The organism is Cytobacillus luteolus (genome assembly GCF_017873715.1).
Lineage (GTDB): Bacteria > Bacillota > Bacilli > Bacillales > Bacillaceae_L > Bacillus_BV > Bacillus_BV luteola.
This window is the reverse complement of record NZ_JAGGKM010000010.1, coordinates 33,695-55,073: the sequence shown is the minus strand read 5'-3', so window position 1 is coordinate 55,073 and position 21,379 is coordinate 33,695. Positions and strand designations below refer to the sequence as shown.

24 protein-coding genes are annotated in these 21,379 nt (G+C 36.4%); 23 read left to right on the top strand and 1 reads right to left on the bottom strand.

Annotated features, from left to right (window positions below; all coding sequences use genetic code 11):
- The first annotated feature begins 677 nt into the window (after positions 1-677).
- The 10 genes from J2Z26_RS20745 to rsmI all read left to right on the top strand — a co-directional run bounded on the left by J2Z26_RS20745 (position 678) and on the right by rsmI (position 8,104).
- Positions 678-881, top strand: a complete 204-nt coding sequence (locus J2Z26_RS20745) for a sigma factor G inhibitor Gin (protein WP_193470901.1) — start codon at positions 678-680, stop codon at positions 879-881.
- A gap of 179 nt (positions 882-1,060) precedes the next feature.
- A complete protein-coding gene (locus J2Z26_RS20740) occupies positions 1,061-2,494 on the top strand; it encodes an aminotransferase class I/II-fold pyridoxal phosphate-dependent enzyme (protein WP_193534145.1) in 1,434 nt (477 codons plus the stop codon).
- 40 nt (positions 2,495-2,534) lie between these two features.
- Entirely contained in the window at positions 2,535-3,164 is a 630-nt protein-coding gene (gene tmk / locus J2Z26_RS20735) for a dTMP kinase (protein ID WP_193534146.1), read from the top strand.
- 147 nt (positions 3,165-3,311) lie between these two features.
- Complete coding sequence (locus J2Z26_RS20730) at positions 3,312-3,641, top strand: cyclic-di-AMP receptor (protein ID WP_193534147.1); 330 nt, start codon at positions 3,312-3,314, stop codon at positions 3,639-3,641.
- A gap of 18 nt (positions 3,642-3,659) precedes the next feature.
- Positions 3,660-4,100, top strand: a complete 441-nt coding sequence (locus J2Z26_RS20725; protein WP_193534148.1) for a YaaR family protein — start codon at positions 3,660-3,662, stop codon at positions 4,098-4,100.
- 16 nt (positions 4,101-4,116) lie between these two features.
- Entirely contained in the window at positions 4,117-5,121 is a 1,005-nt protein-coding gene (holB, locus tag J2Z26_RS20720) for a DNA polymerase III subunit delta' (RefSeq protein ID WP_193534149.1), read from the top strand.
- On the top strand, positions 5,114-5,923 hold the full coding sequence (locus tag J2Z26_RS20715; RefSeq protein ID WP_193534150.1) for a PSP1 domain-containing protein: 810 nt from the start codon (positions 5,114-5,116) through the stop codon (positions 5,921-5,923). Before holB ends, J2Z26_RS20715 begins: the two co-directional genes overlap by 8 nt.
- A gap of 30 nt (positions 5,924-5,953) precedes the next feature.
- A complete protein-coding gene (gene yabA, locus J2Z26_RS20710) occupies positions 5,954-6,319 on the top strand; it encodes a DNA replication initiation control protein YabA (RefSeq protein ID WP_193534151.1) in 366 nt (121 codons plus the stop codon).
- Positions 6,320-6,445: 126 nt separating this feature from the next.
- The gene (locus J2Z26_RS20705; protein WP_193534152.1) at positions 6,446-7,201 is read left to right on the top strand and encodes a tRNA1(Val) (adenine(37)-N6)-methyltransferase; all 756 of its coding nucleotides are present in this window, start codon (positions 6,446-6,448) and stop codon (positions 7,199-7,201) included.
- A 27-nt stretch (positions 7,202-7,228) separates the two neighbouring features.
- Positions 7,229-8,104, top strand: coding sequence for a 16S rRNA (cytidine(1402)-2'-O)-methyltransferase (gene rsmI, locus J2Z26_RS20700; protein WP_193534153.1), 876 nt, complete (start codon positions 7,229-7,231; stop codon positions 8,102-8,104).
- A gap of 69 nt (positions 8,105-8,173) precedes the next feature.
- Here the strand turns inward: rsmI and J2Z26_RS20695 are convergent, their stop codons facing one another.
- A complete protein-coding gene (locus J2Z26_RS20695) occupies positions 8,174-8,464 on the bottom strand; it encodes an AbrB/MazE/SpoVT family DNA-binding domain-containing protein (RefSeq protein WP_193534192.1) in 291 nt (96 codons plus the stop codon).
- A gap of 515 nt (positions 8,465-8,979) precedes the next feature.
- Between J2Z26_RS20695 and metG the strand changes: the two genes are divergently transcribed.
- The 13 genes from metG (at position 8,980) to glmU (ending at position 21,379) form a co-directional block, all read left to right on the top strand.
- Positions 8,980-10,929 (top strand): methionine--tRNA ligase, encoded by a 1,950-nt coding sequence (gene metG / locus J2Z26_RS20690; RefSeq protein WP_193534154.1) that lies wholly within the window; start codon positions 8,980-8,982, stop codon positions 10,927-10,929.
- Between the two features lie 65 nt (positions 10,930-10,994).
- Positions 10,995-11,762 carry a TatD family hydrolase gene (locus tag J2Z26_RS20685; RefSeq protein WP_193534155.1) on the top strand — a complete coding sequence of 256 codons (768 nt, stop codon included), beginning with the start codon at positions 10,995-10,997 and terminating at the stop codon, positions 11,760-11,762.
- A gap of 227 nt (positions 11,763-11,989) precedes the next feature.
- Positions 11,990-13,186 carry a ubiquitin-like domain-containing protein gene (locus J2Z26_RS20680; protein ID WP_319637999.1) on the top strand — a complete coding sequence of 399 codons (1,197 nt, stop codon included), beginning with the start codon at positions 11,990-11,992 and terminating at the stop codon, positions 13,184-13,186.
- 133 nt (positions 13,187-13,319) lie between these two features.
- Positions 13,320-13,889: a ribonuclease M5 gene (gene rnmV / locus J2Z26_RS20675; RefSeq protein WP_193534156.1), complete on the top strand. Its 570-nt coding sequence runs from the start codon at positions 13,320-13,322 to the stop codon at positions 13,887-13,889.
- Positions 13,886-14,761 carry a 16S rRNA (adenine(1518)-N(6)/adenine(1519)-N(6))-dimethyltransferase RsmA gene (rsmA, locus tag J2Z26_RS20670; RefSeq protein ID WP_193534157.1) on the top strand — a complete coding sequence of 292 codons (876 nt, stop codon included), beginning with the start codon at positions 13,886-13,888 and terminating at the stop codon, positions 14,759-14,761. The genes rnmV and rsmA overlap by 4 nt, the downstream gene beginning before the upstream one ends.
- 323 nt (positions 14,762-15,084) lie before the next feature.
- The gene (yabG, locus tag J2Z26_RS20665; RefSeq protein ID WP_193534158.1) at positions 15,085-15,966 is read left to right on the top strand and encodes a sporulation peptidase YabG; all 882 of its coding nucleotides are present in this window, start codon (positions 15,085-15,087) and stop codon (positions 15,964-15,966) included.
- Positions 15,967-16,267: 301 nt separating this feature from the next.
- On the top strand, positions 16,268-16,537 hold the full coding sequence (veg, locus tag J2Z26_RS20660; protein ID WP_193470917.1) for a biofilm formation stimulator Veg: 270 nt from the start codon (positions 16,268-16,270) through the stop codon (positions 16,535-16,537).
- Between the two features lie 162 nt (positions 16,538-16,699).
- A complete protein-coding gene (locus tag J2Z26_RS20655) occupies positions 16,700-16,861 on the top strand; it encodes a small, acid-soluble spore protein, alpha/beta type (RefSeq protein WP_193534159.1) in 162 nt (53 codons plus the stop codon).
- 212 nt (positions 16,862-17,073) lie between these two features.
- Positions 17,074-17,943: a 4-(cytidine 5'-diphospho)-2-C-methyl-D-erythritol kinase gene (gene ispE, locus J2Z26_RS20650; RefSeq protein WP_193534160.1), complete on the top strand. Its 870-nt coding sequence runs from the start codon at positions 17,074-17,076 to the stop codon at positions 17,941-17,943.
- Between the two features lie 62 nt (positions 17,944-18,005).
- The gene (purR, locus tag J2Z26_RS20645) at positions 18,006-18,884 is read left to right on the top strand and encodes a pur operon repressor (protein ID WP_193534161.1); all 879 of its coding nucleotides are present in this window, start codon (positions 18,006-18,008) and stop codon (positions 18,882-18,884) included.
- Positions 18,881-19,258, top strand: a complete 378-nt coding sequence (locus tag J2Z26_RS20640; protein WP_193534162.1) for a RidA family protein — start codon at positions 18,881-18,883, stop codon at positions 19,256-19,258. The genes purR and J2Z26_RS20640 overlap by 4 nt, the downstream gene beginning before the upstream one ends.
- A 230-nt stretch (positions 19,259-19,488) precedes the next feature.
- Complete coding sequence (gene spoVG / locus J2Z26_RS20635; protein ID WP_026562422.1) at positions 19,489-19,779, top strand: septation regulator SpoVG; 291 nt, start codon at positions 19,489-19,491, stop codon at positions 19,777-19,779.
- A 223-nt stretch (positions 19,780-20,002) separates the two neighbouring features.
- A complete protein-coding gene (gene glmU, locus J2Z26_RS20630) occupies positions 20,003-21,379 on the top strand; it encodes a bifunctional UDP-N-acetylglucosamine diphosphorylase/glucosamine-1-phosphate N-acetyltransferase GlmU (protein WP_193534163.1) in 1,377 nt (458 codons plus the stop codon).

Below are 21,379 nucleotides of genomic sequence, written 5' to 3'. Positions count from 1 at the left end.
GCCGATGGTAGTTGGGGGTTTCCCCCTGTGAGAGTAGGACGTTGCCAAGCAAAGCGAGAGAACCAGCCCTGTGCTGGTTCTTTTTTTGTGTTTTTCTTGAAAAGGACTTACTGAGGGGTTTTTTGTTAAGTTAACCGATAAGTAATGTTTGATGACCGATAGGTAGTGCGGTTGTAATCTCTACACTTATTCAGACAGGCTGATCGAGAATTTAGCAAACGAGTCCGAATCCAGGGATTATTCCGACAGGTCGAGTGATCCTATTGCAAAACGAGTCCGAATCCAAAGGTTATTCAGACAGGTTGATCGAGCCTGTTACAAAACAAGGTCGAATCCAGAGGTTATTCAGACAGGTTGAGCAAGCACATAGGCAAACAAGTCGGAATCCAAGGCTTATTTAGACAGGTAGTCCTTGAACCCAGCAATACGAGTCCAAATCTTATATTCATTTAAACAGGTTGTCGATTTTCAACTAATAATCTCTAATATAAAACACCAACACCACTCATCTACAAATCTATATATCTAAGCCCAATTTTCCTCTTATAAGACAGACACAATAATTCAAAAGTGTCATAGAGTAATAAAAAAAGATAGTCGGAACCTTTTAATAAATTAAAAATTGTGTATACAACTTTGAAGAATTGGACAGAATTAGTGTATGGAGGTGGAGGCAGATGAGTTCACTCATTGCAAAACAGAACATTGGGGAAACGTGCATTATATGTGAACAGAATAGAGATAGAGGCATACACCTGTACACAAAGTTTATTTGTACTGATTGTGAAAGAGATATGATTCAAACAGAAACAAATGATCCGAAGTACCTTTACTATTTATCAAAGTTAAAAAAGGTTACAACACCGGAGATATATTCCTAGATTTCAAGGCCCAAGAGAGGGCCTTCTTTTTTTGCTTTCGAATGGTTTCTCTTTTTCAAATCCATCTAAAATATAATCCACCAACCGTAACGTTTATCCTCGACTCTTATTCTTTTTTCCTTTTTTCCTGTTATAATAGGTAAAGTCAGTGCATGTCTCGAGTTAAAGGAACGTGAAAAATGGATCAAAGACAAACACCGCTGTATACAGCATTGGTTAAGCACCTTCATATGAATTCAATCTCTTATCATGTACCTGGACATAAATCAGGGAGAGTCTTTCCAAAGGATGCTAGAAGCGTCTATGAGAATCTGCTTAAGATTGATGTGACCGAGCTTTCAGGCTTAGATGACTTACATGACCCAGAGGGACCTATAATGGAGGCACAGCAGCTAACTGCAGGGTTATATGGGGTTAGAAATACCTTTTTTCTCGTCAATGGTTCAACGGTGGGTAATCTTTCGATGATTTTAGCGGCATGTAACGCAGGAGATACTGTTCTCGTTCAACGAAATTCACATAAGTCCATTATGAATGGAATTCAGTTAGCTGGGATAACACCTGTTTTTTTAACGCCTGAATATGATATGGAGATGAAGGTAGTTTCTGGTGTTTCAGAAGAAACAATAAGGAAAGCATTTAATCGTTATCCAAATATAAAAGCCATTATCTTAACTAACCCAAATTATTATGGTATGAGTAGTAATTTGTCAGCCATTGTTAAGCTTGCGCATAAAAATGGGACAAGTGTTCTCGTCGATGAGGCTCATGGTGCTCATTTTATTCATGAAGGGTTTCCGACCTCTGCCATTGATTATGGAGCAGATATTGTAGTGCACTCCGCTCATAAAACGCTACCGGCAATGACGATGGGCTCCTACCTTCATTTTAATAGTGATTTAGTAGATATAAAAAAGCTAAAACTTTATTTACAGATGTTACAATCAAGTAGTCCGTCTTATCCAATTATGGCTTCTCTTGATATAGCAAGGAGTTATTTAGCTTCATTTGATAAACAAGATATAGATAGAATAAGAGAGCAAGTTACAGCATTTAAGAAAGAACTGAATCAAATTAAAGGAATAAGAGTTGTTGAATCATCTAACCCCTTACTCAGTCAGGATTTATTAAAAGTTACTATTCAGTCTAATTGTTCATGGTCTGGATATGAACTACAAAAAATCTTTGAACAAAAGGGAATCTTCACAGAATTGGCGGATCCTTATAATGTACTTTTTGTTTTACCTTTAACAACAAAGTTAGAAAGTGAAGATACTATTGCCAGAATAAAAGAAGCTCTTCAAAACAAAGTTGAAGAGCAATTAACTATAAATAATACTTATCTTTATTTTGAACCTTTCACAGAACTAGCGATAGGGTATGAGGAACAAAATAAATATCGTCAGATTAAAATTCCAATTGATAAGGCGTGTGGATATATCTCTGCAGAAATGGTTACGCCATATCCACCAGGAATACCGTTGCTTATGGTCGGGGAAGAGATATCTAAAGAACATATCGGGCTGCTGTTGAAATATAAAAACAGCGGAGCAAGGTTTCAAGGTTCGGTTGCCATAAAAGAAGACTCATTAATTGTATTTGATAAGAAATAACAACAATGTGATTAGGAGTTAAGTAAAAGGAGAATGGATTGTGACTGGTTATTTTATCACCTTTGAAGGCCCAGAAGGAGCTGGGAAAACAACAATTTTAGGTTTACTTGAGAAAGAGCTTCGTGGGAAAGGATTTGACGTTCTTTCAACGAGGGAACCAGGTGGAATTGCGATATCAGAACAAATACGTTCTGTTATTTTGGATAAAAAAAATACGATGATGGATGGCAGAACAGAAGCACTTTTATATGCAGCTGCTAGAAGACAGCATTTAGTTGAAAAGGTTATCCCAGCATTAAAACAGGGTAAGGTTGTATTATGTGATCGATTTATTGATAGTTCATTAGCATATCAAGGACATGCAAGAGGCCTTGGAATTGAAGAGGTATTATCTATAAATGAGTTTGCAATTGCTGGGGTTATGCCTACTCTAACGTTATTATTTAAGATAAGTCCTGAAAAGGGAATGGAACGTATCTACAAAAATGAAGATAGAGAAGTAAATCGGTTAGATTTAGAGGCAATTGATTTTCACCATAAGGTTTATGAAGGATATATGCTTTTGGCAGATCGATTTAAGAAGCGTATCCAGGTGGTTGATGCAGAACGACCTTTGAACGAGGTCTTTTCAGAAGTAACAGAGTTAATTGAATCAATGTTAGCAAAATAACCTCAGAAATCAGTGGATTTTGAGGTTTTTCTTTCAGATTGGACAATTCTTGCTATAATAAGAAATAACATGGTGAACAATTTGTTACCAATAATCGTAGAATGAAGTATTCTAAAAAAAATGTTAAAATATAAGGAGGCTGAACTCATGAAATTAATACTTGCAGTCATCCAGGATAAAGACAGTAATCGTTTACTTCAAGCATTAGTAGAAAATAATTTCCGTGCAACAAAGCTATCAAGTACAGGTGGATTTCTTAAATCAGGAAATACAACGTTTATGATAGGTACGGAAGAAATTAGAGTAGAACGAGCATTACAAATTATTAAAGAAAATTGTAAGCATCGAGATCAATTAGTTGCGCCAATTTCTCCGATGGGTGGAAATGCAGATTCATATGTCCCATATCCTGTGGAAGTAGAAGTTGGGGGAGCAACAGTATTTGTTCTTCCGGTGGAGCAATTTCATCAATTCTAAGTTTAGAGGAGTTATGGGATGAAAATTAGTCAAGACTTACGACTATCCATAGATAAAGGAAGAACAGACCAAAAATCCTCTCTAACTGGGAATGTTAGATTTGGAGAGCTTGTGCAAAAGCAAGAAAGCAAACTGCACATTGAGCAACTGAATAAGCTAATGGCTAACATAGATATTGCGGGACAACGACTTGACCGTTCCCGAACTTTCAAGGATTTAGCTAGTTATAAACGATTAGTAAAACAGTTTGTTGAGCAGGCTGTTGATTTTGGAATGGAACTGAAACAATCACATAGCTGGAGTTCTCAGGGACATAGTAGGTCTCTAAAACTTGTTGAAGAAATTGATCATACACTTATTGCTTTAACAGAGGATATATTAGCTAATGAAAAACAGTCCATTGATATATTGGGTAAAATAGGAGAAGTTAAGGGCTTACTTATAAACCTTTATATGTAAGGAAAGAGTGATTTTTTTGAGTAAATCGTGGGAACAGCTCGAGCATTATCAGCCTACAGTTTTAAAAATGATCGGTAATAGCATACAAAAAGGGCGTGTTTCCCATGCCTATTTGTTCGAAGGAAGTAGAGGGACAGGAAAGAGAGAAGTTAGCATCCTGTTTGCCAAAAGTCTATTTTGCCTAAATCGTTCTGATTACAAGCCATGTAATGATTGTTCTAATTGTCGAAGAATTTCCTCAGGGAATCACCCAGATATTCATATTGTTGAGCCGGATGGTCTTTCGATAAAAAAAGGTCAAATTCAAGCCTTACAAGAGGAATTTTCAAAGACAGGCGTTGAATCTAATAAAAAGTTATACATTATAGATCATGCAGACAAAATGACGACAAACGCTGCTAATAGTTTACTAAAATTTTTAGAGGAACCAGGTAAACAAACGGTGGCCATTCTTCTAACAGAGCAAGTTCATCGTATGTTAAATACGATATTATCAAGATGCCAAGTCTTACCTTTTAAGCCTTTATCACCACATGTAATAGCAGGTCGTTTGCAGGAAAATGGCTTTAATGCTACAGTTGCTCATCTGGTTGCTCATGTTACCAATAACTTGGAAGATGCTACCGACTTATGCAAGGATGATTCGTTTGCACAGTCTAGAAAAATAGTGTTACAATTATATGAAGTATTAATAAATAGACCGGGGAATGCCCTCTTTTTTATTCAGGATAAATGGCTTACTCATTTTAAAGAAAAAGAAGAGCTTTTCTTAGGGTTAGATTTATTATTACTAGTTTATAAAGATTTATTATTTATCCAGCTTGGCGATGAGGATAAGGTTATATATAGTGATATTATTCAAGAATTAAAACAGCAGGCACTTATTACCTCAGGAAAGCGTGTCTGTGATCAAATAGAAGCCATACTTGAGGCTAAAAAACGGTTAAACACCAACATGAATCCACACTTATTGATGGAGCAATTGGTATTTAAATTGCAGGAGGGGTTAAAGCTTGTATGATGTAGTTGGTGTACGCTTTAAAAAAGCGGGTAAAATATATTACTTTGACCCAAATGGTCTGGTGATTCCAGATGATGAATATGTCATTGTTGAGACAGTTCGAGGAATTGAATTTGGGAAGGTTGTTATAAATAAAAAACAAGTCGGTGAAAACGATATTGTTTTACCACTTAAAAAGGTTATTCGTATTGCGGATGAAAAAGATCGGTTGATTGTTGAGGAAAATAAGCAGGCTGCAAAAGATGCTTATGAATCTTGTGTAGATAAAGTATCTGAGCATGGTCTAGATATGAAGCTGGTTGATGTAGAATTCACATTTGACCGCAATAAGGTAATCTTTTATTTCACTGCAGATGGAAGAGTAGATTTTAGGGACTTAGTAAAGGATCTTGCTGCAATTTTCCGTACAAGAATCGAATTGCGACAAATAGGAGTTAGAGATGAAGCGAAGATGCTTGGCGGTATTGGACCTTGTGGTAGAATGCTTTGTTGTTCAACCTTCCTAGGTGACTTTGAACCAGTATCAATTAAGATGGCTAAGGATCAAAACCTATCTTTAAATCCTACTAAGATCTCAGGGTTGTGTGGTCGTCTAATGTGCTGCTTGAAATATGAAAATGATGAATACGAATCCGCGAAAGAGCAGTTACCGGACATTGGGGAGACAATTGAAACTCCAATAGGTAATGGTAAAGTCGTAGGGTTAAATATATTAGAAAGAATTCTACAAATCGACCTTGGAGATGGAGAGCGTATTGTAGAGTTTTCATGGGAAGAATTAACGAAAGAAGGAGCGGTCTAGATTTAGCAACAGATTAATGAGGTGGATAACGTGGAAAAAAAAGAAATCTTTGAATCTGTTAGTAGCATGGAGGAGCAAATTGGTCATTTATACCGTCAGTTAGGAGATCTTAAACAGCATTTAGCAGAATTGCTTGAAGAGAATAATAATCTTTTAATTGAAAATGACCATCTGCGTCGCCGCCTTGATCAAACATCTGTTCAACAACAAGATAAAACAAAAGGAAAAAAACCTGTCAAAAATAGTGCAGAAGCAAAAGTAGCTGATATCGGTGAAGGCTATGATAACCTAGCGCGACTTTACCAAGAAGGCTTCCACATTTGCAATGTTCACTATGGCAGTGTTCGAAGAGACGGTGACTGCTTGTTTTGTCTATCCTTTTTAAATAAGAAGTAAATGGACTTTTCTCTTATGAAAGGTCCATTTTTTTTCATCTAATTCATCACAATTTGGTAAACTAGGTTTAGTAAATGTACATAGTGAACACGATAATGAATATATCTTGAAAGGATTCTACTATACATGCTGGAATTATTCGATGACGAACGTTTAGATCATTTATTAGGAGAGAATTTACGTATTATTCAGAGTCCTTCCGTTTTTGCTTTTTCCTTAGATACAGTACTATTAGCTAAGTTTGTATATGTTCCTATTCAAAAAGGAAATTTACTTGATTTATGTACAGGTAATGGTGTCATTCCATTGTTATTAAGTAAACGTACAAAGGGAGATATTACTGGGGTTGAAATCCAACAGAGAATTTATAGCATGGCAAAGAGAAGTATTGAATTTAACAAGCTGAGCACCCAGATAAAGATGATTCATGGAGATATTAAGGACATGCCAAAAGAATTAGGTCATGGTAAGTATGATATCGTAACCTGTAATCCACCCTATTTTCCAACGCCTAAGCAAGATGAAATAAATGAAAATGAACATCTGGCTATTGCTAGGCATGAAATCCATTGTACACTAGAAGACGTTATTCGTGTGAGTAGTCAATTAGTGAAGCAAGGAGGGAAGGTTGCGTTTGTGCATCGCCCTGGACGGCTACTTGATATTGTTACATTAATGAGAAAATATCGATTGGAACCGAAAAGACTGCAGTTTGTCTATCCAAAAGCAGGTAAGGAAGCAAATACCCTTTTAATAGAAGGAATTAAAGATGGTAAACCAGACTTAAAAATTTTACAGCCGTTAATTGTATATAATGAAGAAAATGAATATACAAAAGAACTACAAACTATTTTATATGGGGAAGATTCCAAGGAACAGTAGGTTCTTTAATAAAGGAGTATGCATACAATGTGGCAACAAAAAAGCTTTCATAGTACAAATAATGGAGGGATTCTTTATCTAGTCCCAACTCCAATAGGTAACCTAGAGGATATGACCTTTCGGGCGGTTCGTATCCTTAAGGAAGTACATATCATAGCTGCTGAAGATACACGGCAAACCAAAAAGTTATGTAATCATTTCGAAATTGATACCCCGGTTACAAGCTACCATGAACATAACAAGCAAAATAGCGGAGAAAAAATCATCACTCTTTTAAAAGAGGGGAAAGATGTAGCCATAGTAAGTGATGCAGGAATGCCTACCATTTCCGACCCAGGTTATGAATTAGTTGTTGAGGCGTTAGAGGAACAGTTTCATGTTGTACCTCTTCCAGGAGCTAATGCAGCCCTAACAGCCTTAATTGCATCAGGGCTCCCAACCGATCACTTTTACTACTTTGGGTTTTTAAATCGACAAAAGAAGGATAAACGTAAACAACTCGAAACCCTTAAAAATAGGAAGGAGACATTGATTTTTTATGAGTCGCCACACCGATTAAAAGAAACTCTACAGTTGATGGTAGAGGTTTTAGGAAACAGAAAGGTCACGCTTTCTAGAGAATTGACTAAGAAGTTTGAAGAATTTATTAGAGGTACGTTAGAAGAAGTAATTGAGTGGGCAACTGATGAAAATGTGAGAGGGGAATTTTGCCTATTATTAGAAGGTGCAAGAGAAAGTGAAATTGAAAAAGAAACAAATTGGTGGGACGTGCTTACCATTATTGAGCATGTAAATCATTATATTGCCGAAAAATCATTACCTTCAAAAGAGGCAATCAAACAAGTTGCATTAGATAGGGAATTACCGAAAAGGGAAGTTTATCAGCAGTATCATGTCGAATAAAAAATGGCTGTCTAGAAGTATCAAAAACCTTTGAAAGGAAACTGATACCTAGACAGCCATTATTATTTATTATTTTGCAACTTCTAGATTGCTTTGAATTTCTTGTAGGATTTGTTCAGCACCCTCGCGGCTTAGTACAATTTTGCCACCAGCTAGAGTGATATTATGATCAGACACTTCTCCAGTTACATGACAAGTCATGTTTGGTTTATATTTTTTTAAGATGATTCTCTCATCGTCAACGTAAATTTCAAGTGCATCCTTTTCAGCAATTCCTAATGTGCGACGCAGTTCGATTGGAATAACCACGCGTCCTAATTCATCAACTTTACGTACAATACCAGTAGATTTCATATTAATGTTCTCCTCCCGTAATAATTATTACAAAAATCTATCTTTTTCGTCATTATTCGACAAAATAAATGTACTTTTATAATAACAGTGTTTCCAATAAACGTCAATAATTTTAATTACAAAACTTTGCAATTCTTTAAGAAAATGTCTAAGAATGTTCACAAAAATATTGGTTTATAGATGTTTGTAAAAAAATACAAGCATGCTTTTATTATACATTTGATAACTTTTTTTCAAATCTTTTCTAGTAAATATTATACAGGCGATTCGACAAAATTCAATATTGATTCGACAAAAAATGCCAAAAGGGTTTATTTACCATTTTTCCCGGATGCTCAATTTAGTTTCACTGATAACAGTTAGTTGACATTACTTCTATAATATATGTATATTTTGTTGATATAAGAGGTAATCATGAGTTTATGAAGAATCTAGTAGAGTAAAGGATTTTTTTATGTTGAAATTACTCTCGTCCCTTAGGCGGGAGTTTTATTACTGTATATATATAGGAGGAAACTTAAATGGCAGAGGAAAAAACATTTTATCTAACGACACCTATTTATTACCCAAGTGGGAAATTACATATTGGTCATGCTTATACAACTGTTGCTGGTGATGCAATGGCACGATATAAGCGTTTACGTGGTTATGATGTTATGTACTTAACTGGAACTGACGAACATGGTCAAAAAATACAGCGAAATGCAGAAGAAAAAGGGGTAACTCCTCAAAAATATGTGGATGATATTGTTCAAGGTATTAAAGAGCTTTGGGATAAGCTAGATATATCTTACGATGATTTCATTCGAACAACAGAAGACCGACATAAAGAAATTGTTGAGAAGATTTTTGCTCAGTTAGTGGAGCAAGGTGATATTTATTTGGATAAGTACGAAGGATGGTATTGTACACCTTGCGAATCCTTTTACACAGAAAGACAGTTAGAGCAAGGAAATTGCCCAGATTGTAATAGACCTGTTGAAAAGGTAAAAGAAGAATCCTATTTCTTTAAGATGAGTAAGTATGCAGATCGTTTACTTGCTTATTATGAGGAAAACCCTGAGTTTATCCAACCAGAGTCTAGAAAAAATGAAATGATTAATAACTTTATCAAGCCTGGCTTAGAGGACTTAGCCGTTTCAAGGACAACTTTTGACTGGGGTGTAAAAGTTCCAGGAGATCCAAAGCATGTTATTTATGTATGGATCGATGCTCTGTCGAATTATATAACAGCACTTGGCTATGGTACAGATAATGATTCAAAGTACTTAAAGTATTGGCCTGCTGATGTTCACTTAGTAGGAAAAGAAATCGTTCGCTTCCATACAATCTATTGGCCAATTATGTTAATGGCTTTAGATTTACCTTTACCTAAAAAGGTTTTTGCACATGGTTGGTTATTAATGAAAGACGGAAAAATGTCAAAATCTAAAGGGAATGTAGTTGATCCGGTAACCCTAATTGACCGTTACGGATTAGATGCTTTACGTTATTACTTATTAAGAGAAGTTCCATTTGGCTCTGATGGAGTATTTACACCTGAAGGTTTTATTGAACGCATTAATTATGATTTAGCAAATGATTTAGGGAACTTATTAAATCGTACAGTTGCTATGATTAGTAAGTATTTTGACGATACAATCCCTGCATACTCTGGGTCACAAACCGAATATGATGAGAGTTTATCAAACTTTGCAAGAGAAACAGTTGCAAGGTATGAGCAGTCGATGGAAAAAATGGAGTTTTCAGTCGCATTAACTTCATTATGGCAACTAGTAAGCAGAACAAATAAATACATTGATGAGACTCAGCCATGGGTACTTGCAAAAGATGAAGCCAATAAAGATGCTTTAGGTTCTGTTATGTCTCATTTAGCTGAATCCCTTCGTTTTGTTGCAGTACTTTTAAAACCGTTTTTAACAAAGACTCCTGAAAGAATCTTTACTCAATTAGGTATTATAGAAGAAAAGCTTAAATCATGGGAAAGTTTAGAGGAATTTGGTTTAAGAATAGAGGGAGTAAAGGTAGTAAAGGGTGAGCCAATCTTCCCTCGTTTAGAAACTGCAGATGAGGTAGAGTACATTAAAGTTCAGATGCAAGGAACTCCACAGCCGAAGCAAGAAGAAAAGGTTGAGATACCAGAGGTTGATGAGATCACGATTGATGATTTTATGAAGGTTGACTTACGAGTAGCAGAAGTGACACATGCTGAACCTGTAAAAAAAGCAGATAAATTATTAAAGATTCAGTTGGACTTAGGCTATGAGAAACGCCAAGTTGTGTCAGGAATTGCACAATATTATAAACCAGAAGAATTAGTTGGAAGAAAAGTGATTTGTGTGACAAATCTAAAGCCAGTTAAGCTTCGTGGAGAACTCTCTCAAGGAATGATTTTAGCGGGATCACTTGATGGAACTCTTTCAGTAGCTACCATTGCTGAAAATCTCCCAAATGGTGCAAAAGTGAAATAAAAAGACATCGTATTTTAGGGCAGATGAGCATCTGCCCTTTCTACTATAAAGGAGGCGGCATACCAATGTTAATTGATACACATGCACATATTAACGCCACACAATTTGAATCAGACCTCGAAGAAGTTATTGCGCGTGCTAAGGATGAGGGTGTATCAACCATTGTGGTTGTTGGGTTTGATAGGGTTACCATTACAAAAGCGATGGAACTTACGAATACATATGATAACATCTTTGCAACAATCGGATGGCATCCTGTTGATGCGATTGATATGACAGATGAGGATCTTAAGTGGATAGAAGAACTTGCAGCTCATCCAAAGGTAGTTGCTTTAGGTGAGATGGGCTTAGATTATTATTGGGATAAATCACCTAAGGATGTTCAAAAAGAAGTATTTAGAAAACAGATTGCACTAGCTAAAAAAGTAAAGCTTCCGATTGTCATACATAACCGTGACGCAACGGCGGATGTGGTGGAAATTTTGAAGGAAGAAGGAGCTCACGAGGTTGGTGGAATTATGCATTGTTTTACAGGCAGCTATGAGGTAGCGAAGCAATGTATGGATATGAACTTTTACATTTCATTTGGGGGTCCAGTGACTTTCAAGAATGCAAAGGTTCCAAAAGAAGTTGCTGTTAAAATACCATTAGACCGTTTATTAGTTGAAACTGATTGTCCATATTTAACGCCACACCCTTTTCGAGGAAAAAGAAACGAACCTAGCTATGTAAAATTGGTGGCTGAGCAAATTGCAGAGCTGAAAGGCATCCCTTTTGAGGAGTTAGCACAACAAACGTCCGACAATGCACGTAAATTATTCGACATAAAGTGATAGTAACTTTTGTCAAATTATACAGGGACTTGTCCAATGAATGAGTGAAAATAAAAAGTTCTACATGTCTCTTTACATTCATATATTTCTTTGTCGACAAGTTTCCCTTCCCTTTTATCAGAAAATTTAGGATAATAAATCATGCAGTCCAAGCAACCTATGGATGGGGTTGACAGAATGAAAGATACTTTATATAATCACTCCGAGAGAAGGAGGCGTTTTTCATCGTGATTAAAAACATGAAAAAGCTGTTTTCCGAGTCAATGAACAAAAAAAGATTCATAATTTCAATTAGTAGTTTACTAGCTTTTGGAACTGCAGGAACGGGCTATGCAGTTTATGAAGGTACGAAAGAAACAGTTAACCTTTCCCTAAATGGTGAGGAACAAGTAATAAGGACCCATGCAAATACTGTTGCTGAACTTCTAGAAAACTATGAAATCAATGTGCGTTCGGAAGACCATTTATCGCATTCACAAGATGCTGAGATCACAGATAATATGGAGATTGTCTGGGAGGCGTCAAAACCAGTAAAGATTGTTATAGGGGATCAAAAATCAACTGTTTGGACTACTGCAGATACAGTCAAAGAGTTATTGGAAGCGCAAAAAATTACAGTTAATGAACATGATAAAGTAGAACCAGGTATCGATGCTGAAATTACTAAAGATATTACAGTTACGCTAGAAAAGGCCTTTCAGCTAACATTGGATGTCGGTGGAACAGAACAGCACGTTTGGGCAACTTCGACTACTGTCGCTGACTTTTTAGAGAATCAACAAATCACACTTAATGAACTAGATCGTGTAGAGCCTGCATTGGAATCTACGATCACACAAAACAGTGTCGTAAAAGTCGTACGCATAGAAAAGGTCACCGATGTAGTGGAAGAACCAGTTGCTTATGCAGTTATTACTAAAAATGATAGTAGTATTGAAAAGGGTAAGCAAAAAGTAGTAAATGCTGGTTCAGAAGGAAAAATTGCTAAACATTTTGCAGTTATTCTTGAAAATGGAAAAGAAGTTTCAAGAGAGTTAGTTAAAACGGAAACGTTGAAAGAAAGTAAGGATCGAGTAGTTGCTGTTGGAACGAAAAAAGTTCAACGCCAAGTTTCCCGTGGAACTGGTTCAGTAGTTAAGGAATTCTACGTTTCTTCAACTGCATATACAGCATACTGTAATGGTTGTTCAGGAACAACTGCAACGGGCATCAACCTGCGAGCAAATCCTGACATGAAAGTAATTGCTGTTGACCCAAGTGTTATTCCTTTAGGCACGAAAGTATATGTAGAAGGATATGGGTATGCAATAGCTGGAGACACAGGGTCTGCAATTAAAGGAAATAAAATCGATGTGTTCTTCGCAACTAAAGCGGAAGCCTACCGTTGGGGTAGAAAATCTGTTAAGATTAAAATTCTAGATTAATATTTAAACTCACAGAGGACATAAGATCCTCTGTTTTTTTTCGGTATAATGGGATAACCTGAAGGTAAGGGTTATCAGACTATTTGCTTATTTTACTAATTAGACGAAATAACAATCCAGAAAGTTTCATCATTTGGAGGAAAAAATGAAAATTAAAGAAATTATTGTTGTTGAAGGTAGAGATGATACTGTCAAAATTAAATTGGCAGTGGATGCAGATACATTAGAGACAAATGGTTCGGCCATAAATAATGAAACGATAGAACGTATTAGACATGCCCAAGAGAAGCGGGGCGTCATCATATTTACTGATCCAGATTATCCTGGTGAACGAATTCGAAAAATTATATCTGAGGCTGTCCCAGGGTGTAAGCATGCCTTTCTAGCTAAACAAGAGGCAATTGCTAAATCAGGAAAAGGGCTCGGTGTAGAGCATGCAACCATTGATGCAATTAAACAGGCTCTAGAGGCAGTGAAACAAGAAAGTGAAGAATTCTCTGGGGAAATTGAGCTACAGGATTTAGTGGATGCAGGCCTTATTGGTGGTCCTAAAGCAAAAGAAAGAAGAGAAAGATTAGGCTCTATCTTAAAAATTGGGTATACTAATGGGAAACAATTACATAAACGTCTGCAAATGTTTCAAATTACGAAAGAAGTATTTGCTACAGCTTTAACGGATGTTTTACAGGGGGAAAAACAGTGACAAAAGATATAGCAACGCCAATTAGAACGAGAGCTATTTTAGAGAAGTACGGATTTTCATTTAAAAAAAGTTTGGGGCAAAACTTTTTAATCGATACAAATGTATTAAATCGAATTGTTGACCATGCAGAACTTAAAGAGAATAGTGGAGTGATTGAAATTGGTCCAGGTATCGGAGCGCTTACTGAGCAGCTTGCAAAGCGAGCTAAAAAGGTCGTTGCATTTGAAATTGACCAAAGATTGCTTCCAATCTTAAATGAGACACTAGAACCTTATCCACATGTAAAGGTCATTCACAGTGATATATTGAAGGCTGACGTAAATCATGTGATTGAAGAAGAGTTTGAAGGCTTTACTGATTTAATGGTTGTTGCTAATCTACCTTATTACGTTACAACTCCGATTATTATGAAGTTACTAGAAGATCAACTCCCATTACGAGGAATTGTAGTGATGCTTCAAAAGGAAGTTGCTGACCGAATTGCAGCCAATCCAGGGACAAAGGAATATGGTTCATTATCCATCGCTATTCAATATTATACAAAAGCTGAAACAGTGATGACGGTACCTAGAACTGTATTTGTTCCACAACCTAATGTGGACTCGGCAATCATTCGCCTAACAAAACGTGAAAAGCCAGCTGCTGAAGTGCAAAATGAAACGTTTTTCTTTGAAGTTGTCAGAGCTTCCTTTGCACAACGAAGAAAAACCATCTTAAATAACCTAACAAACAACCTTCCACGTGGCAAAGAGTTAAAAGAACAAATCGAACAAGCCCTTCTCCAGGCAGATATCCAACCACAAAGACGCGGCGAAACCCTATCAATTGAAGAATTTGCCCGACTTAGTGACAAATTGAATGAATTAATGTAAAAAGGCCTTTATGGGTCTTTTTTATCTTTACTTGTTTATGAAGGCACTCATAATATATTTAATTAGTGGATTGGAGCGGAAGGTACTTGGCTCCTGCTCAGAAGTAGAGGAAAGGTCGAGACCCGGCAGACGGAACGTCGAGGAGGCTCGACTTCCTCCCAGCGGAAAGCAAGTACCTGCAGCGAAAAGGAACGGACTAGGTTCAAATTAGAAACTTATCACTCACCCAATAGGCATTAACTGCATAGGCTAAGAAAGGATAGATACTAAAAACGATTGGATATTTATCTAAAGCCTCAAGGAACTCTATTGGAGTGAAGAATATGGACATAAAAGTGGGAGATATTGTTGCCCGTAAATCATATAACTGTGATTTGATATTTAGAGTAATTGACGTAAAGGTTGAAAATAACGGCAGTAAACAAGCAGTTTTATATGGAGAAGAAGTAAGACTTATCGCGGATTCTCCTTATGAAGACTTAGTATTGGTTGATGAAAGCGAACAACTGGAACGACAGAAAAAAGACAAGGACCTTCTTGAAAAGTCGTATCGACTATTTAGACAGGACTACCATTTAATAAGACAAAAGAATGAGTACAATGCAACTGGAGGATATAGTAATAACCAGGATTTTTTTCAAATCCCCGGAAGAGTTCTCCACATAGATGGTGATCCGTTGTACTTAAAAAAATGCTTAGCTTTATATGAAAAAATTGGTGTACCTGTCTATGGTGTGCATTGTAATGAAAAGGAAATGCCAGAACGGGTAGGTGACTTAATCGAGGAGTTCCGTCCAGATATTCTAGTTATAACAGGACATGATGCGTATTCTAAATCAAAAGGAAAAAAATCAGAGTTAAAAGCCTACCGACATTCAAAGCATTTTGCACAAACAGTTAGACAGGCACGAAGAAAAGTTCCTCATTTAGATCAATTGGTTATCTTTGCAGGAGCATGTCAGTCCCATTTTGAGTCTCTTATAAGGGCTGGAGCAAATTTTGCAAGTTCACCATCAAGAGTAAATATACATGCACTAGATCCCGTTTACATTGTGGCTAAAATAAGCTTTACTCCTTTTGTTGAAAGAATCAATGTATGGGATGTGTTACGCAATACCTTGACAGGAGACAAAGGGCTTGGTGGGATCGAAACAAGGGGCGTACTAAGAGTAGGAATGCCATACCATAGATTAAACGATGATTAAAAGAGAAGTCTACTACTCAGTCAAAAACTGATAGTAGACTTTTTCTATTTATGACCTATTATGATATAAAGTCAAGACCGTATATTAATTTACCTAATTAGACATATTTCAACGTAAGTATAGAAATTATCAATTAACATACATAACTTAAGAAAATATGTAAACAATATTTGTAGATGAAGTAAGAATTTTGTAGGAAAAAATACGTTGACAATCATTTAAAACCACTGTTATAATTTTAGTTTTGTATTTGACTTAATTGTTACTAGGTGCTATAATGAGAATAGTGAGGTGGAGTGATATGGCAAAAACTTTAATGGATATCAAGAGAACTTTAGATGTAAACCTTGGTAAAAGGTTAACACTAAAAGCAAATGGTGGCCGAAGAAAGACAATTGAGCGTTCAGGAGTACTTTCAGAAACGTATCCTTCCGTATTTGTAGTAGAATTAGATCAAGATGAAAATTCGTTTGAGCGTGTTTCATATAGTTATGCAGACGTTTTAACGGAAACTGTACAATTAACATTCTTTGAAGAAACATCTGGGAATATGGCGATAAGTGGGCAGTAGACAGTGGTTTGCTGCTTTTTGTTTTTTAAAATAACGTAAATAAGTTTATGTTGGATATATAAGGAGTTCATAAATGCCCGGCAATTCTTCAAATACTAATTCTGTCGTAGGAATTTAAATCAGGAGGAGTTGTTTAACCTGGGTAGACGTCGTAAGGGCATTATGTCTCATCAATTTAAAGAAGAGTTAGCAAAGGACTTAGGGTTCTATGACACTGTTCAAAATGATGGATGGAGTGCAATCCGTGCTAAAGACGCTGGGAATATGGTGAAGCGTGCGATAGAGATTGCTCAGCAACAACTTTCCAACAGTTCAAATAAATAAAACTAACAAAACTACGGCAGCCGAAGCGAATAGCTTCGGCTCTTTTGTTTTATTTTTCTTGCTATTTGCCAAAGATATAATTATCTAACATGACGGTTGCGAATATATACATTCATTAATGGTTTAGTGTAATGATGTAAGGCATACTTAAACCATTGATTTGTGGTACAATGTGGATATATATTTTGAAGACGGTAAAGTAGGTGAAAGATTTGAGGTTATTAGTAAAAGCACCGGCAAAGATTAATTTGTCCCTAGATGTTTTACATAAACGCCCTGATGGTTTTCATGAAGTGAAGATGATTATGACTACCATTGATTTAGCAGACCGTATAGAATTATTTGAGCTTGAGAGCGATACAATAAAAATTCTGTCTCATAATCGATTTGTACCAGATGATAATCGAAACTTAGCCTATCAAGCGGCTAGTTTATTAAAAAGACGCTATGGCATTAAAAAGGGTGTTGAAATTACAATCACAAAGACCATTCCTGTTGCAGCTGGGTTGGCGGGTGGAAGTAGTGATGCAGCTGCTACACTGCGTGGCTTAAATAAATTATGGGGAATAGGTCTAACAGTGGACGAGCTTGCTGACATTGGTTCAGAGATTGGCTCAGACGTTGCTTTCTGTGTTTATGGAGGAACAGCCATATCAACAGGACGGGGTGAACAAATTGAGCATATTAGTGCACCTCCACACTGTTGGGTGGTACTTGCAAAACCATCAATAGGGGTATCTACAGCAGATGTTTATCGTAACCTAAAGCTTGAAAACATTACACATCCTGATGTTTCTGGTATGGTACAAGCTATCGAAAATAAGGATTACCCTGGGATATGCAGCCTAGTTGGCAATGTTCTTGAAGATGTTACCCTGAAATTGTACCCAGAGGTTGCTCACATTAAAGAACAAATGAAACGGTTCGGAGCGGACGCTGTATTAATGAGTGGAAGTGGACCAACTGTTTTTGGACTTGTACAACATGAGTCTAGAATGCAACGTGTTTATAATGGACTTCGCGGTTTTTGTGATCAAGTGTATGCTGTCCGTATGATGGGAGATCGAAATCAACTTGATTAAATCCGGATATTAATGGTAATATTAATAAAAATATTCGGATTTCCGGGAGGTCATCTCTTATAATGAAATTTCGTCGAAGCAGTAGACTAGTAGATATGACGAATTACTTACTACAGCACCCACGCCGTTTAGTTTCTCTTACCGTTTTTGCAGACCGGTATGATTCAGCTAAATCGTCTATTAGTGAGGATTTAACGATTATTAAACAAACCTTCGAACAACAAGGAATTGGTACGTTGCAAACTGTTTCTGGAGCAGCAGGGGGAGTAAAGTATATTCCTTATGTAGGAGAGGTAGAGGCTAAGGGATTTATCAGTGAGTTACGTGAACAGATAGCCAACCCTGATCGATTACTTCCTGGAGGCTACCTTTATCTTGCAGATATTTTAGGGGATCCACAAATAGTGAACCAGATTGGTCGGCTATATGCATCTGTCTACTCTGACCGTAAGATTGATGTCGTAATGACCGTAGCTACAAAAGGTATTCCATTAGCATACGCAGTAGCTCGGTATTTAGATGTACCTGTCGTTATTGTAAGAAGAGACAGTAAAGTGACAGAAGGATCAACGGTTAGTATTAATTATGTATCTGGATCGACTAAGCGTATACAAACAATGGTCTTAGCGAAAAGGAGCTTAAATGAAGGATCGAGCGTTCTAATTATCGATGACTTCATGAAGGCTGGAGGAACAATCAATGGCATGGTAAGTATGCTTGAAGAGTTCAATGCGCATGTTGCTGGGATTGGTGTTTTAGTTGAGGCTGAAGATATTGAAGAGCGTTTAATAGATGAATATATCTCATTAGTTAAACTAACTGATGTTAACGTCAAAGAAAAACAAATTTCGGTTAGTGAAGGTAACTACTTCTCTTATTTAAAATCACTGGGTGAGATCGCACAGGAACAATATGATGAAGGAACGGTGGATGAAGAATGAAGTACATAGATACTAATAATGCGCCAAAAGCAATTGGGCCATACTCACAAGGGATCGTTGTTAACAATCTCTTTTATAGTTCTGGACAAATACCTTTAACAGCAGACGGAGATTTAATCACCGGCAATATTAAAGAACAAACTACACAGGTTTTTGAAAATTTAAAAGCCGTACTAGATGCAGCAGGTGCATCATTGGATACTGTCGTCAAAGCTACTGTTTTTATAAAAGATATGAACGATTTTACAGAATTAAACGAAGTGTATGGAGAGTATTTTGGGAATCATAAGCCAGCTAGATCTTGTGTTGAGGTTGCTCGCTTACCAAAAGATGTACTTGTCGAAATTGAGGTTATTGCACTCGTAAAGTCGTAAAAAAACATAAAAAAACGCAAATTTTTCATCATTTATCCAAAAATTATCAATTTTTTTAAAAAACTTTTCTAAATTAGAAGGAATACACAAAAATCCGTTGAATAACATAACTAAGTTTTAAATTGTCAGATTACTATAGTCTGGCAATAAGGAAATCATTAAAAACCTAGTCATACTATTTAACCTGGTTTTTGTGTTTTTCTAATTTTAGAAAAGGTGGTGAACACACAATGGAAGTAACTGACGTAAGATTACGACGCGTAAACACAGAAGGGCGTATGAGAGCTATTGCTTCGATAACATTAGACCATGAATTTGTTGTTCATGATATTCGTGTTATTGATGGTAATAATGGCTTGTTTGTAGCAATGCCAAGCAAACGTACTCCTGATGGAGAATTCCGTGATATTGCACATCCAATTAATTCTAGCACTCGCGGAAAAATCCAAGATGCGGTTTTAGCTGAATACCACCGACTTGGTGAGTTAGAGGTTGAATTTGAAGAAGCGGGCGCATCATAAAAAATGATTTTCATACATCGAAGAGCCTACATAAGCTTTAGGCTCTTTTTACTTTTCTAAAAAACCCTCTTATCTTATTAAATTCAACGAAATCCCCCATGTTTAGTCGATTCCTATATATGTCATATTAAAACAAATATTTCCGATAATAATTGTTTCCTTGAAATAGGTCTCTATTTAAGATATATTCGTATTGGATAAAAAGGTTAATGGAGGCCTAAAAATGATAAATAGATATGCAGTTATATTGGCTGCTGGTCAAGGAACAAGAATGAAATCAAAGCTCTACAAAGTTCTACATCCTGTATGTGGCAAGCCAATGGTGCAGCACGTAGTAGATCAGGTGACAAAGCTTTCTTTACAAAAATCTGTTATCGTTGTTGGTCACGGCGCTGAGCAAGTGAAATCTCAGATTGGTGATGGTAGTGAATATGTACTTCAAGAAGAGCAATTAGGTACTGCTCATGCTGTAATGCAAGCTTCTAGCAATCTTGCAGACAAAGAAGGAGTTACCCTTGTTATTTGTGGCGATACACCATTAATTACAACTAAAACGATGGAAGCGCTTCTTTTGCATCATGAAGAAACAGGAGCAAAGGCAACAATCTTAACTGCAAAAGCTAATGATCCGACTGGTTATGGAAGAGTAATTCGTAATGAAGAAGGGCTCGTTCAAAAAATTGTTGAGCATAAAGATGCAACCGAACAAGAACGAATGGTTACGGAAATTAACACAGGTACGTATTGTTTCGACAATAAATTATTATTTGAGGCATTAAACAGTGTTTCGAATAACAATGTACAAGGTGAATACTACTTACCAGACGTAATTGAAATTTTAAAAAATCAAGGTGAGATTGTATCTGCATTCCAAACGGATTCTTTCGAAGAAACATTAGGTGTAAATGATCGATTTGCTTTATCTCAAGCTGAACAATTAATGAAATTACGTATAAATAAACAACACATGTTAAATGGTGTTACAATTATTGATCCTAACAATACCTACATCAGTGCAGATGCAACAATTGAACAAGATACTGTTATATACCCAGGATCGGTTATAAAGGGCAATAGCAACATTGGAGCAGACTGCGAGATTGGACCAAACACAGAAATCAATAATTGCCATGTAGGTAATAGAACGGTTATTCGTCAATCAGTTGCACATGATAGTAGTATTGGAAATGATGTAGCAATCGGACCTTTTGCTCATATACGTCCTGACTCAGAACTTGGCGACGAAGTGAAGATAGGGAACTTTGTAGAAGTGAAAAAGTCAACTTTTGGAAAAGGAAGTAAAGCTTCTCACTTAAGTTATATTGGTGATGCAGAAGTTGGTTCAGACGTAAATTTAGGCTGTGGTTCCATTACAGTTAATTATGATGGAAAAAATAAATTTCTAACAAAAATAGAGGATGGAGCATTCATCGGATGTAACTCAAATTTAATTGCTCCTGTTACGGTTGGTAAAGGGGCTTATGTAGCTGCTGGATCCACAGTTACCAACGATGTCCCTGGAAACGCATTAAGTATCGCACGTGCTCGTCAAATAAACAAAGAAGACTATGTAGATCGATTAAATAGTAAAAAAGATTAA